We start from the raw sequence: 14,202 nt of genomic DNA, 5'->3' as shown, positions 1-14,202 counted from the left end.
GCACACATCCGGCCGGGCGATCCCCGGCCGGCGAGACGAGGAGCTCCAGTTGATCAGACACAGACCGAGGCGCAGAGGGATGCTCTCCGCCGCACTGGTCGCCGCCCTCGCCGCGCCCTTCCTGGGCGCGGCCCCGGCGGTGGCCGGACCCGCCCCCGCCTCCGGAGGCACCGCGCTCCGGCAGAAGGCGGAGAGCCGGGTCCTGGGAGACTTCGCGAAGAGCGACCGCCAGTCGTTCTGGGTACAGCTCGACTCCGAGGCCGACACCTCGGCGGCGAGGAAGGCGAGGACGAAGACCGGCCGGGGCAAGGCCGTCGTCGAGGCGAGCACCGACCACGCGCGCAGGACCCAGGCGGGGCTGAAGTCCCTGCTGGAGAAGGCGGACGTCCCCTACACGAGCTACTGGATCAGCAACACCGTCAAGGTCACCGGCACCAAGGCCCTCGCCGAGAGGATCGCCGCCCGCCCCGACGTGGCCGCGATCCGGGCCGACGTACCGGTCCGGCTTCCAGAACAGCTGCCGGCGGTGCAGGAGGCCGCGGTCGACGGGGTCGAATGGAACGTCGACCGGATCAAGGCCCCCCAGGTGTGGGACGAACTCGGCGTGCGCGGGGAGGGCGTCGTCGTCGCCAACATCGACACCGGCGTCGACTCGCTGCACCCCGCGCTCGCGTCCACCTACCGCGGCCTCAAGGCGGACGGAAGCCGCGACGACGCCTACAACTGGTTCGACCCGACCGGGAACTGCGCGAAACTCGGCGACGGCCCGTGCGACGACCAGGGGCACGGCACGCACACCATGGGCACCATGGTCGGCGACGACGGCGCGGGCAACGAGATCGGCGTGGCGCCCGGCGCCACCTGGATCGCGGCCAAGGGCTGCGGCACGACGGACTGCCCCCGGTCGGCGCTTCTGGCGGCCGGGCAGTGGATCCTCGCACCGACGGACTCCGACGGCCGCAACCCGCGCCCCGACCTCGCCCCGGACGTGGTGAACAACTCCTGGGGCGCCGCCGTCCTCGACACCTGGTACCAGCCGATGGTCCAGGCGTGGCGGGACGCCGGCATCTTCCCGGCCTTCTCGAACGGCAACAACGGGCCGTCCTGCGACACCGCGGGCTCGCCCGGCGCCTACGTCAACACCTACGCCTCGGGCGCGCTCGACAGCAGCGACCGCGTCGCCGCCTTCTCCTCCCGGGGCCCCGGTGTGGACGGCACCGTCAAACCGGACATCGCCGCCCCGGGCGCCAACATCCGGTCCGCCGCCCCCGGCGGCGGCTACGCACCCAAGTCCGGTACGTCGATGGCGTCCCCGCACACGGCGGCCACGGTGGCGCTGATGTGGTCGGCCTCGCCCGCCCTGCGCGGTGACGTGGCCGCGACCGAGGCCCTGCTCGACACCACGGCGCACGACGTCGGCGACACCACGTGCGGCGGCACCGCGGAGGACGACAACGTCTACGGCGAGGGCCGGCTCGACGCCTACGACGCGGTCACGGCGGCTCCGAGCGACGCACTCGGCGCACTGGCCGGTACGGTCACCACCGGTGGAGGCCCGGCGGCGGACGCCGAGGTGGCCGTGGACGGGCCGGTGCACGCGACGCGGCGCACGAAGAAGGACGGCACGTACGCCTTCCCCCGGCTCGTCGCGGGCGAGTACGCGCTCACCGTCACGCTGTACGGCTACCTGACCGAGAAGGCCACCGTCACCGTCGTCGAGGACCGGTCCGTCACCCGGGACGCGGAGCTCGCCGCCGCACCCACCGGCACGGTGACCGGCACCGTCACCAGCGACTCCGGGCCCGAGGCCGACGCGGTGGTCAAGGTCCGGGGCACCCCCGCGACCGCCACCACGGGCGAGGACGGGGCATACTCCCTCAAGCTGCCGGTCGGCAGCTACCCGCTCGACGTGACGCCTCTCAACAAGTGCGCCGCCGCCGTCGGGACCACCCTCGACGTGGCGACCGGAAGCGCCACGAAGGACATCGAGCTGCCCACCAGGACCGACAGCACCGGCACCACCTGCCGGCAGACCGACGAGGACTTCCCCACGGGCGACACGAAGGTCGCGCTCACCGGCTACGCCGCGGTGGACCTGCCGTTCCCGGTCGCCCTGTACGGCCGTACGTACGACAAGGGCTGGGTGTCCGTCGACGGCGCGCTGATCTTCGGCTCCCTCTCCCTGTCCGGAGCCAACGCCCGGATCCCCGACAGGTCCGGGGCCAACGGTGTGCTGTACCCGTTCTGGGACGACCTGCGGATGGACGGCGCCTCCGGCGTCTACACCTCCGTCAAGGGCACTGCCCCGCACCGTAGTTACGTCGTGGAATGGCGCGACATGGTGCTGGTGGGCGACAGCGCCCGCCGGGTGGGGTTCTCCGCCGGGATCAACGAGGACGGCACCTACTCCTTCCACTACAAGGACATCGACGCGGGCGGCCGCGGATACGAACAGGGCACCGGAGCAACGATCGGCGCCGAGAGCCACGACGGCACCCAGGGCTTCGAGTACGCGGCGAACGAACTCTCCGTCCGCGACGGGATGTCCCTGAGGTTCACACCCGAGCGGAACGCCGTCGTCTCCGGCACCGTGACCGACGCGAACGACGGCAAGGCGGTGTCCGGCGCCGAGGTCTCCGTCACCCGGGGCGACAGCAAGGTCGCCACGGCCAGGACGCGCGGCGACGGCGCCTACCTGCTCCAGATCCCGGTGGACGGCCCGGACGACTACCGTGTCGACATCACCGCGGAGCACTACGGGAGCGCGACCCGCACCGCCGAACTCCAGGGACTGTCCGTCCTCCGTACCGAGACGGCCCTGACCACCGGCGCCGTCGCCGTGGACCGGAGCGAGGGCTGGACGCTGATGATCCCGCCCGGTGAGACACGGGAACGCGGCCTCACCCTCACCAACTCCGGTTCCGCCGCCGGCTACACCGTCAAGGAGAAGGGCGGCGCGGCCTGGGTGACGGCCGGCCCGGCGCAGGGGCGGCTGGACCCCGGCGGACGGCAGCAGGTCACCCTGGCCATCGGGACCGGACAGGCGAAGCCGGGCACCACGCTGCACGGCACCGTCGTCATCGCCTCGGAGAGCGCCCGCGCTCCGGTGGTGGAGCTCGCGGTCACCGTGGTCGTGCCCGCCTACCGGGCCGCCATCGACGCGGGGTCCGGCAACAGCGACCCGGTGGTCGACCGGTCCGGCGACAGCTGGGGCCCCGACCGGGCGTGGGTGGCCGGATCGTACGGCTACATCGGGAACCCGAAAGCCATCAGGACCGGTGAGGAGATCGCGGGCACCGAGGAGCAGGAGCTCTACCGGACGGCGGTCCAGGACGCGAAGGAGTACCGCTTCGACGACGTGCCGGACGGCGTCTACCAGGTCGAGCTGGGCTTCGCCGAACTGAAGGGGACCAAGCCCGGCCGCCGGGTCTTCGACGTGAGCGCGGAGGGCACCGAGAAGGTCTCCAACGTCGATATCGCCCTGGAGGCGGGCGGCGACCACAGGGCTCTGACCAGGACCTTCACGGTGAAGGTCACCGACGGCCGGCTCGACCTGGCCCTGACACCGGTCACCGGCCGGAGTCTGGTCAACACCGTACGGGTCACGCAGCGGCCCGATCTCAAGAGCTGACCGGCCCGTCTCAGGAGCTGACCGGCCAGGGCCGGTCGTACAGGGGCCCGCCCGCCCCGGAGGTGAACTCCGGGGCGGGCGGGCCCCTGTGGTGTCGCCGACAGGCGCGAGGAGGAGATCAGCCGGGCAGGTCGGCCACGACCACCTTCGTCGACCCGCCGTCCTTCAGGTCCTGCGCGTAGAACGCCACCGCGCCACGGTTGTTGACCCCGATTCCCTCGAAAGGTGCCCAGTGGGAGGCGTCGACCATCGCGCCCAGGTCGTACATACGGCCCTGGGGGTCCCACACCACGGCTGTGGTCACATCGGGCTCCGTCTCGGCGGTCCCGGTGATCCAGCCCGCGTCGTTCACCTGCAGCGCCTCGGCGTCGAAGCCGAAGTCGGGAAGCCGGGTCATCGTGCCGCCCGGAGCCAATACGAAGGCGTCGTCGCCGCTGATGCCGACCACCGTGCCGCCGGAGTTGACGGACCGGGCGGTGCTGTCCGCCATGCCCGGAAGGGTGCCCAGGTCGGTGATCCCACCGTCGGCGTCCCACCGCACCGCGCGCCGCCTGCCGTCCTTGGCGGAGTGGCCGACGGCCACTCCGTTCCCGTTGATCGCGAGCGGTTCGGTCAGGGAGCGGTTGTCCGTCAGGTGGGGGAGCCTGCGGTAGCCGCTCTCCGCGTCCCACACGAACGGATCGTTCACCTGCATGTCGCGGCCCGTCGCCGGGTTGTCGACGTAACCCGTGGCGTTGCCGATCACGGTGCCCTCGTCGGTGACGGCGAAGCCGCGTGCGTAGGAGTACGCCTCCCAGTCGGGCAGCGGCAGCGTGGTGAGCGCGCCCTCCGCATCCCAGAGGGCGGCGCTGGTGACCTTGCCGACGGTCAACTGGCCCGTGGCGTAACCCTTCGACGGGCTCTGGTTGAGCGCGTAGCCGCTGCCGTCCTCCCCGTCGTCCAGCAGGGTGACGCCGCTGTCCGGGGCCCAGCGGGCCGGCCGGGTCACGCTGGAGACCTGCTGGGAGCCGGAGACCCGTCCCTCGTCGTCCAGGCTGAAGCCGAGCGCCGGCCCGAACGAGCCGGTGACGTCCGCCTTCGGCTGAGTCACCTTGCCGAGCAGCACGTCCGCGCTGCCCAGGGTGGTCCCCTCGTCCGTGGCCAGCGAGAACCGTCCGACCAACCGCCTTCCTGCCGGTGGCGCGGTGTCCGCGACCAGCCGGCCGCGGATTCTCGTGCTCTCCCCGGTGGAGAGACGGACCGGACCGGCGTCGTCCACCGTCACCGAGCCCAGCGACTTCGAGAACATGGTGTCCTGGACGTCGAACGTGGTGCTGCCGGACGGGATGTCCGTCCCGGCGATGTAGATCAGGTAGTAGCCGGGTGCCGGGTCCTTCAGGGTCAGCGACTCGCGGGCCCCTCCGTTGGTCGAGGAGGCGATCAGCGCGCCGGACTGGGCGACCAGGTACAGGTCCAGGTCGGCGTCGGGATCGGAGGCGTTGCCGAGGTCGACCTCGAGGCGGGTCGCGTCACGGGGAACCGTGATCTGCTTGCCCGTCATCTTCTGGTCCTCCAGGGTCGGATGGGCTTCGGCGAGCGCGCCCAGCGAGGCGCCCGCCGCGTGCGCCTTCACCGGTGCCAGGCGGTTTACGGCCTTGAAGGTCCGTTCGACCGGCGAGTGCAGCGCCGCCTCGGCGATCACCGAGGACGCCGGGTCCAGGGTCGCGCCCAGGACGGTGGCGGCCAGCCGGTAGCTGTTGTCCTGGACCGGCGAGGTGCGCCGGGCCTCCACCTCGAACTCCCAGACGCCGGGCATGGGCTGTTCGTAGGTCCGTGACCCGGTGGAGCATTCCTCCTCGTCCGAGAAGTTGGTGAAGCAGCGGCTCGACGTGGTGCCGTCCACGGGCATTCCCTGCGGATCGACCGCCAGGAAGCGCGTCTGGCTGCCCTTGGCGATGCCGGACAGGTCCACCTCCAGTGCCGCGGCGCCCTTCGGCACCGCCACGAACAGCGACCGCGTCTCGTTGCGGTCCAGCGTGCCCTTGCCGGAGACCGCGTACGAGGGTTTCGCCGGGTCGGTGGCGGCGACGACCGTGACGGGTACGAGGCGGTCGACTCCGGCCGTGGCAGGGTCGTCGACGCGCAGCAGCGCCGAGTGGGCGCCGGTGGACCCGGTCCGGGCCCGGACCTCGATCCGAGTCGGCCTGCCCTCGTCGAGCTTCACCGTGCGCGGCGCGCTGAACGTCCCGTCGTTGCCCAGCCACGAGAGCTGGGCCGTCCGGCTGCCGGAACCGGTGCGGGTGAGCTCCACCGCGTACGTCCTGGAACGGTGCGGCTCCTGCCCGCCCTCGCCCGGTGCGCAGCGGTTGTAGACACCCGCGCCCGACTTCGGAGTGGGCAGGAGACCGGCGAGCACCCCGCAGACCGGTGCCTTCACGGCGTACGCGGTCGGCTCGGCGCCCTTCCTCAGCAGCTTCCAGGCCGCCGGGACGGAGATCAGCCCGGCGCCCTGAGCGTAGGCCGGCTGATCGTCGAGGAAGCCGGCCGAGCTGGTCAGGGCCGAGCGCAGTGACGCCGGGGAGGCCTTCACGCCGGACTGCGACGCAGCGGACAGCAGCAGTGCGACGGCTCCGGCGGCCTGCGGTGAGGCCATCGAGGTGCCGTTGAACATGCCGTAACCCGGCGGGAGTTCATAACCGGCGTCGGGGACGCCCTCGCCGGGGAGCCAGGTCGGGATGGAGGAGACGGCAGCGCCCGGCGCGACGACCTCCGGCTTCATCCCGCCGTCCTCGCGTGGACCGCGCGCCGAGAAGGGGAACAGCGACTGCCGCGCCCGGACCTTCGAGCCGTAGTCGGCCCACCAGGTCTCCTTGCTGACGGAGGCGCCCACGGCCAGTACCTTGTCGGAGACCGCCGGGTCGGAGGCGGTGTTCATCCCGGGGCCGTCGTTGCCCGCCGAGGCCACGATCTGCACGCCGTAGTCGTCGATGAGGCGGTTGTAGAGGACCGCGCGGACGTTGCTCCCGTCGTTGAGCGCCGGCAGTCCGCCGATCGAGAGGTTGACGACGTCGGCGCCCTTGTTCACCACGACGTCGATCATGCCTTCGGCCAGGGCGTGGGAAGTGCAGCCGGAGGCGAAGAGGCAGACCCGCTCCGAGACGATCCGCGCGCCGGGCGCGGCACCGTTCATCCTCCCGCCGAACAGCCCGTGGCCCGCGGTGATGCCGGCGACATGGGTGGCGTGGGCGCCCGAGACGATGCCGATGTTCACGAAGTCGGCGCTCTTGCCGACGCTGCTGCCACCACGCGCCGACAGGTCGACGTCGTCCCGGTACTCGACGGTGAAGGGCATCGACTCCGCGACCGGGGTCCTGGGGTCGTCGGTGCCGAAGGTGCCCCACGTGCCGCTCGCCGCGTACGGCTGGACGACGTCGTCGTCACCGAAGGCGTGGTCCAGCCCGGCGTCGACCCAGATCCGGTGGTCCGACTTCCGGTAGAGGACCGCGAACCGGTCCTTGTAGTCGTCGTCCCGGTTGACGTCGCCGCCGAGTTCGCCGCCCCAGGTCGTGTCCTCGTCGAAGATCTGGAACTGGTACGTGCCGTCCGGAGCCCGGTAGTCGACGCCGCCGTAACGGAAGGTGCCGTTGACCGCGGTGACCTTCGTGCGCATCTCCAGCCACGTCGGATCGGCGTCGGTGACCGGATCGGTGGCCGTCACCCAGTCCTGGATCTTCGGTTCGCCGTCCGAGGTGGTCCGCAGCGCCGGGTGGGACGCGTCGACACCGGTGTCCAGGATGCCGACCGTGACACCGCGGCCGTCCCAGGAGGGGTGGTCGGCGGCGAAGCCGACGGCTCCCGTCTCCGCCACGGGCAGGTACGGGTTGGCGGCCGGGGTGTTCCTGCCCGGTGCGGCAGGGGTGCCGGAACCCTTGCCGGCGGCGGTCCTGGAGTCCCCGGCGGTGACCGGGGAGGGGTCGGGGACCTTGTACCTCTCGCTCAGGTCGACAGCGCGCACCGAGGAGAGCGCGGCGAGCGAAGTGACCTTCCCGGTGGGCACGGTGGCGCGGACGTAGCCGAGTCCGTCGTCGGCCTTCCCGACATGGCCGCCGATGTCCGCGATCTTCCCGCGGAGTGCCTTCGTGTCGCCCGCGCCGGTGGCGAGCATGACGGTGACCGTATCGCTCTCGCGGCTCTCGGCCTTCTGCAGCAGCGTCCGGTCGTGTGACCCCAGTTTGTCCTGGGAGGAGGCGAGCGCGGACTTCGCGGAGTCGGGCACCGGTGACCCCAGCGGCCGGGGTATGCCGGCCGCTTGGGCGGGCAGGGCCGACAGGCCCAGCAGGGACCCGGTGAGCCCGGCCGCCAGGGCGGCGGCGGTGAACCGCCGTCCGCGGCGGGGGGATGAGCGTGGCATGGGCTGCCTTTCGGGTGGCGGAACGCGAGGGGGACCGGGGATGTCCGCCAGGGGGCCGCGGGCTCCCCCGGACCGTCGGGCGGGGTGTGCTCATGGGTCTACCGAGACCGGCGGTGCCCTGCACCCCGGATCCGTGGCGGATATGTGTCAGGCGTCAAGTCGCCATGAAGGAAGGGCGGTTGAAGGGCCCGCCGGGTGGCGACTTGGTGCCACGTCGCAAACCCGTCAGCGTCCCTCCTTCCGCCCGGCCCGGGCCGTCCCCCATGATCGGGCGATCCCCACCTCACCGCCCCGGCTCGCGGCGGGAGGCACCCCCACCGACCGGATGCGGAGCCGAGGAATGATGACGCAAGTCCCGGGGCGGCGCGGACGCCTCGCCCTGACCGCCGCGGCGGCCGTGCTCGCGGCGCTGGCCGCCGCGGTGCCCTCCGCGGCGGCGGCCCCGCTCGCGCAGGCCGGTCCGAAGAGCGCCCAGGACGTGCTCGCGTCCCTCGACGGCCAGGAGCTCCGAGCCCTGCACCGCATGGCCGACCTCGACATCGGCGGCCTGCACGTCACCGACGAGGCGGCCCTGGACAGCTCCGACCCCGTCGACGTCATCGTGCAGTTGCGTACCCCGCCCGCCCGGACCGCCCGGCTCCTGGCCGCCGCCGAAGGCCGCAGCCTCAGTGACGCCGACGCCCGCAAGGCCGTGACGAAGGCCCAGGACACCTTCCGCACCGCCCTGGAGGGCATGTTCCCGCACGACGACGCCAGGAGCGGAGGCAGGAAGGCGGCGGCTCCGCCCCGCCCGGGCCGCACCTACACCCACAGCTTCGACGGCGTGAGCCTGCGGCTGCCCGGCAACCGGGTCGCGGACCTGCTGGACCACGAGGAGGTCACCGCGGTGTGGCCGGACGCCCCCGTGAGGACCTTCGCGGACCCGGAGGGGAACACCACGGGCGCCGGAGCGCGTACAGGGGGCGACGACGGGCCCGGACGCCTGCACGCCGAGGGCGTCACCGGCAAGGGCGTCAAGGTCGGCATCATCGACACCGGCATCGACTACGACCACCCCGACCTCGAGGGCGCCTACGCGGGCGGGTACGACTTCGTCGACGACGACTCCGACCCGATGGAGACCACGTACGCGGACTGGAAGGCGTCCGGCCGGGCCGAGACCGACCGGGGCTCGACCTACTACACCGAGCACGGCACCCACGTCGCCGGCATCGTCGCCGGACGGGGCGCGGCCTCGAAGGAGCGCGCCGCACACGGTGTCGCCCCCGGCGCCGCCGTCTACGCCTACCGGGTGCTGGGCCCGTACGGCACCGGGCGGACCAGCGACATCATGGCCGCGATGGACCGGGCGGCCGACGACGGCATGGACGTCGTCAACATGTCGCTCGGTGCGATGGTCAACGATCCCCTCAGCCCGCAGGCGCTGGCCGCCGACAACCTGGTCCTCGCCGGGATCACCACGGTCATAGCCGCCGGGAACAGCGGGCCGGGCGCGCAGACCCTCGGCACCCCGGGCGCCGCCGCCCTGGCGCTCACCGTCGGGGCGCACGACGAGCCGGAGACCCTGCCCGCGTACACCCTGGGCTCGGGAGCCGTGGAGGCCGAAGGCCGACTGCTCGCAACGACGTTCGACGACGCGCTCGGCGAACTGACCCAGGGCACCTGGCCCGTCGCGGACGTGGGCACCGGCACGGCCGCCGGCTACACGGGCAAGGACGTCACCGGCAAGGCCGTCCTGGTCGAGCGCGGCGGCATCAGCCTCGACGAGAAGGTGAAGCGCGCGAAGAGCGAGGGCGCCGTGGCCGTCCTCCTCGTCAACGACGACGCCGAGGAGGGCCACATCCCCTCCTACATCGGTGAGAGCCAGGCCTACGTCCCGGCGTTCTCACTGACGGCCGCCGGCGGGGCAGCCCTCGCCGCCGAGGCCTCCGCACGACTGACCCTCACCGCCGCCGGAACGTTCACCCTGGGCGACGGCTCACTCGCCCCCTTCAGCTCGCGCGGCCCCGTCTACGGCACCGGCGCCATCAAGCCCGAGGTCGCGGCACCCGGCGTCAGCGTCCTGTCCTCCGTCCCGGCCGACGTCGTCGACCCGGAGGGCGGCGACCACACCTACGCGTACGCACGCCTCAGCGGCACCTCGATGGCGGCCCCGTACGTCGCGGGGACCGCCGCGCTGATGCTCCAGCACGACCGGCACCTCGGTCCCGACGACATCAAGACGGCCCTGATGAACACCGCCGCACCGCTGCCCGGTGACGGCAGCGTCTTCGAGGCGGGCGCGGGCGCCGTCGACCCGTACGCCGCCGTGCACGCCACGACCGCGGTGGACGTCCGGGCCCGCACGCCGTATGTCGCCCTGGACGGGACCCCGGGTGACATCGGGTACAGCACCGGGGCGCTGGACCTCGGCGTACTGGCGCTCGGCCGCAGGACGACCGACGTCCACACGCTGCGCGTGGTCAACGACAGCGCCGAGCGCGCCACCTACCGGGTGACGACCACGTTCACCCGGGGCTCGGGCACCTCCGCCGACGCCGCCGCCGCGCACGTCACGCTGACCACCGGAAGGCTCGTCACGGTCGGCGGACACGGCACGGCGAAGGTCCGCGCCCTCCTGAACGTCCCCTCCACCGCCCCCGCCGGCTACTACGAGGGCCGCGTCACGCTGACCCCCGTCCTGGGCAAGGGCCACGGCACCCTGCGCGTCCCCTTCGGGATGCGGGTGGCCGCGTCCGGTTTCACGTCCGTCGAGATGACCAAGTCGGTCCTGTCGGCGAACCACGACTCCGACGAAGGACCCGTGGGAGGCGGAGCGGCGGCCTTCAACCTGAAGATGGCAGGCCAGCTGCGCAGTGTCGACGTGTTCCTCGCCGACTCCCGGGGCAAGGACCTCGGCTACATCGGCGGAGTGAACACGGTGGGCCTCACCGAGGGAGTCCTCTACGGCCCGGCGACCGTCGGCCCCTGGTACTTCCCGTTCACCGGACGCGAAGCCACCCCCGTCGACCCCCGGGGCCGCTGGATCGAGGACGGTGCGTACCAGTTGCGCATCGTGGGAACCGACGCCCAGGGTGGCACCGACACCGAGATGCGGGACGTGTACGTCGACTCGCGGGCCCCGTCCTACGAGGACGCCTACGGTGCCTGGGACACGTCCCACCCGGTGGTCGTCGAACGACCCGCCGACGCGACGTCGTTCGCCGTGGCGGGAACCCTGCGCGACGGCCAGACCGACGCGATCCGTGAGGCCGGGCTCGACATCGGCCAGGACGACAACGTGCTTCTCTACTCGACGTACAGCCCCAACGCGCCCACAGGGCGCACCAACCCGGACGCCGAAGGCAAGGTGGGCGCCTCGATCGCCCTCTCCCCGGGCGCGCCGACGACGTACGTCAAGCTCTGGCCCGCGGACGCCGCGGGCAACATCGGCGGCGTCCGCGTACTCAACCTGATCAAGAAGGGGATCCCCTACGTGGTCGGGAACGCGGACGCCCGCGCGGCCCGCGCCGGTGACCGCGTCACGTACACCCTCACCGCACACGACCTCCGGCACTGGAAGTCCTTCAGCACCCAGATCCGCTACGACGACCGCAACGTCGAGCTCGTCGGGGTCGAGCCGACCGCCGAACTCGCCGCCCACGGCCCGTCCGGGATCCGGCGCACCGACACGTCCGACGGGGCCGCTTCCAGCAGCACCTTCTCCTTCGACGTCGCCGGCACGGACGGCCTGACCGATGACACGATGCCGCTGCTGAACGTGACCTACCGGGTCACCGGTGAGCACTGGACGGCCTCCGCGGGCCTGAACACCGGTACCACGTACGCCGTCGACACGGCGGACACCAAGGTGCAGCTGAACATCCAGTACTACGGATCGGTCCGCATGCTGAACCCGGAGTCCACCTTCGGCGCGCGGCCGGCGGCGGAGGCCCTGCTGACCAAGGACTACGGTTACGACACCACGCGCGACTACAGCCTCGACGGGTTCGAGGCGTCGCTCACGGCCCCCGACGGAACCCGCAGCACGCCCGAGGCCGGCAAGGACGCACGGATGTCGGCGGACGGCCTCGCCCCGGCCGACGAGCCGTACCGCTTCGAGGTCGCGGTGCCAGGCCACTTCACCTGGTACGAGGACATCGACCTCGGCCTCGACGGTTACGGCGACGTGGCAGGCACCAGCGGCTCGTCCTCGGCGGCGCTCGTCGCCGGTGACGTCAACGGTGACGACGTCATCGACGTACGCGACGCGGCGGCCGTGTACACGGCACGCGGCGGTTCCGACCGCGCCGCGGACATCGACCACGACGGCACGGTCGACGGCCGGGACCTGAACTGGGTGGTGACGAACTACCTCCGGCACAACAGCACCGCGCCCCGTGTCACCGATCCCGTGAAGACGCTGCACGGGAGGACCCTTCAGGATTACGTGAGCCGGATGTGACTCCCGGCGGGTCCGGGGCCACGGCCCCGGACCCGCCGCCGTCCGCCGTCAGACCCAGTTGTTGCGCATCGCGTACCAGCCGAGCTGCACCCGCGACGTCACCGAGGTCAGGTCCATCAGGGCACGCACCCGCCGCTGGACCGTACGCGGTGACGTGCCGAGCTGGTTGGCCGTCGCCGCGTCCGTCAGCCCGGAGAGCATCAGCTGGAGTATCCGGCGGTCCATCGGGCTCAGGTCGCCGTCCTCGCGCAGATAGGGCCGTGAACGCCTCCACACCGACTCGAACAGCTCGACGGCCAGCAGCGCCAGGGGTGCCCGCAGTTCCATCGAACGGCCCGGCTCCAGCTGCACCAGCGCCGTCTCGCCGTCCGCGACGACGAGTTTGATCAGCGGCTGGTCCACGACACGGACGTCGTGCCCTGCGGCGAGGCGCTCGTCGAGCGCGCGCAGGGCCGCCGGCTCGGAGAGGAAGGCGCGGTCCACGACGACGCGGTAGGCGGCCTCGGGGTTGCCGTCGTACCGCAGCGCGTCGGGCTCGTCCTCCCGCCGGCCGGCGTCCCCCAGCAGCGTCGTCGGTACCGGGGCCACCGTGTTCGACCCGGACTGGAAGACGAGCAGCGAGGAACGTGCGCCGTACTCCAGCTCGTTGAGCCGACGGGCCTGCTCCTCGCGGCGCGACCGGATCGTGACGAGCCCATCCGAGTCCTCTCCGGGGCCGGACTCCCACTGACCGAGCAGACGGGTCAGGGAGGCGTCGGCCCGGCGAAGGTCCTCCTGCAGATCGGTGAAGCGGGAGCGCAGCCCGGAGCCGGGCCGCCGGTCGGCGCCCGAGGGGCCGGCCGGCACGGGACTGTCGGGGCCGGCGGTCGGCCGGGAGGGCATTCCAAGATCGGAAGACATGGGTCCAGTGTCGTCGCCGTCCCACCTGCCGCGCCATCACCTTCCGCCCACGGTGTCCGGGCAGTGGGAGAGTGGACCGGCTCCGCCTCTCCGCCGGCCGCGCGCTCCTCTCTCCGGAGCACGGGAACGGCGGGACCGCGCGGGAGCCGAAGACACCGACCTCGTACCTGTGGGGCGAGGCTGACCGAAGGGCGCACCGCACATGACTGGGCACCAGGACCGTTGGGCGGAACTGACCGGCGGGCAAGCGGGGGAGGAGTACGCCCAGCGCTTCGCGCGGCTCGCCGAGTCGGGCCACGACGTCCACGGCGAGGCGGCCTTCTGCGCCGAACTGCTGCGGCCAGCCGCCCGGGTCCTCGACGCCGGCTGCGGCACCGGCCGCATCGCGATCCGGCTCGCCGAACTGGGCCACCACTGCACCGGCGTGGACGTCGACTCCTCCATGCTCGACGTCGCCCGCCGAGACGCCCCCGCGCAGGAGTGGATCCTCGGCGACCTGGCCCGTCTGGACGCCCTCGCCCTGGACCCGGGCTACGACCTGGTGCTCGCCGCCGGCAACGTCATCCCCCTGCTGGCCCCCGGAACCGGGCCGGACGTCGTCCGGCAGCTCGCCGCCACACTGCGCCCCGGCGGCCTGCTGGTCACGGGCATGGGACTGGACGCGGCCCATCTGCCGCTACCGGAACCGCCGGTGACCCTGGCGGAGGTGGACGACTGGTGCGGTACGGCCCGACTGACCCTGCTGCACCGGTACGCCACGTGGAACGGCGACCCCTATGTCGACGGAGGCGGCTACGCCGTCAGCGTGCACGCCCGTCCCGCCGCCGAGTGAGTCCG

At 72.5% G+C, this 14,202-nt stretch carries 5 protein-coding genes; 3 read left to right on the top strand and 2 right to left on the bottom strand.

Features of this window, described 5'->3' with window-relative positions:
• Positions 1 to 49: 49 nt before the first annotated feature.
• Positions 50 to 3,631 (top strand): S8 family serine peptidase, encoded by a 3,582-nt coding sequence (locus ACIRJR_RS00385; protein ID WP_403771501.1) that lies wholly within the window; start codon positions 50 to 52, stop codon positions 3,629 to 3,631.
• Between the two features lie 118 nt (positions 3,632 to 3,749).
• On the opposite strand, the gene ACIRJR_RS00380 is transcribed toward ACIRJR_RS00385, so the two are convergent.
• Positions 3,750 to 8,021, bottom strand: coding sequence for a S8 family serine peptidase (locus ACIRJR_RS00380; RefSeq protein ID WP_403771498.1), 4,272 nt, complete (start codon positions 8,019 to 8,021; stop codon positions 3,750 to 3,752).
• Between the two features lie 340 nt (positions 8,022 to 8,361).
• Here ACIRJR_RS00380 and ACIRJR_RS00375 point away from each other — a divergent pair, with 340 nt between their 5' ends.
• Entirely contained in the window at positions 8,362 to 12,465 is a 4,104-nt protein-coding gene (locus ACIRJR_RS00375) for a S8 family serine peptidase (protein ID WP_403771495.1), read from the top strand.
• A gap of 48 nt (positions 12,466 to 12,513) precedes the next feature.
• On the opposite strand, the gene ACIRJR_RS00370 is transcribed toward ACIRJR_RS00375, so the two are convergent.
• Entirely contained in the window at positions 12,514 to 13,365 is an 852-nt protein-coding gene (locus ACIRJR_RS00370; protein ID WP_403771492.1) for a helix-turn-helix transcriptional regulator, read from the bottom strand.
• A 202-nt stretch (positions 13,366 to 13,567) separates the two neighbouring features.
• Between ACIRJR_RS00370 and ACIRJR_RS00365 the strand changes: the two genes are divergently transcribed.
• A complete protein-coding gene (locus ACIRJR_RS00365; RefSeq protein ID WP_403771489.1) occupies positions 13,568 to 14,197 on the top strand; it encodes a class I SAM-dependent methyltransferase in 630 nt (209 codons plus the stop codon).
• Positions 14,198 to 14,202: the final 5 nt, after the last annotated feature.

Origin of the sequence: Streptomyces sp. NPDC102402 (genome assembly GCF_044765765.1) — a bacterium.
Lineage (GTDB): Bacteria > Actinomycetota > Actinomycetes > Streptomycetales > Streptomycetaceae > Streptomyces.
The sequence above is the reverse complement of the archived record's forward strand: the minus strand, read 5'-3'. Positions and strand labels throughout refer to the sequence as shown.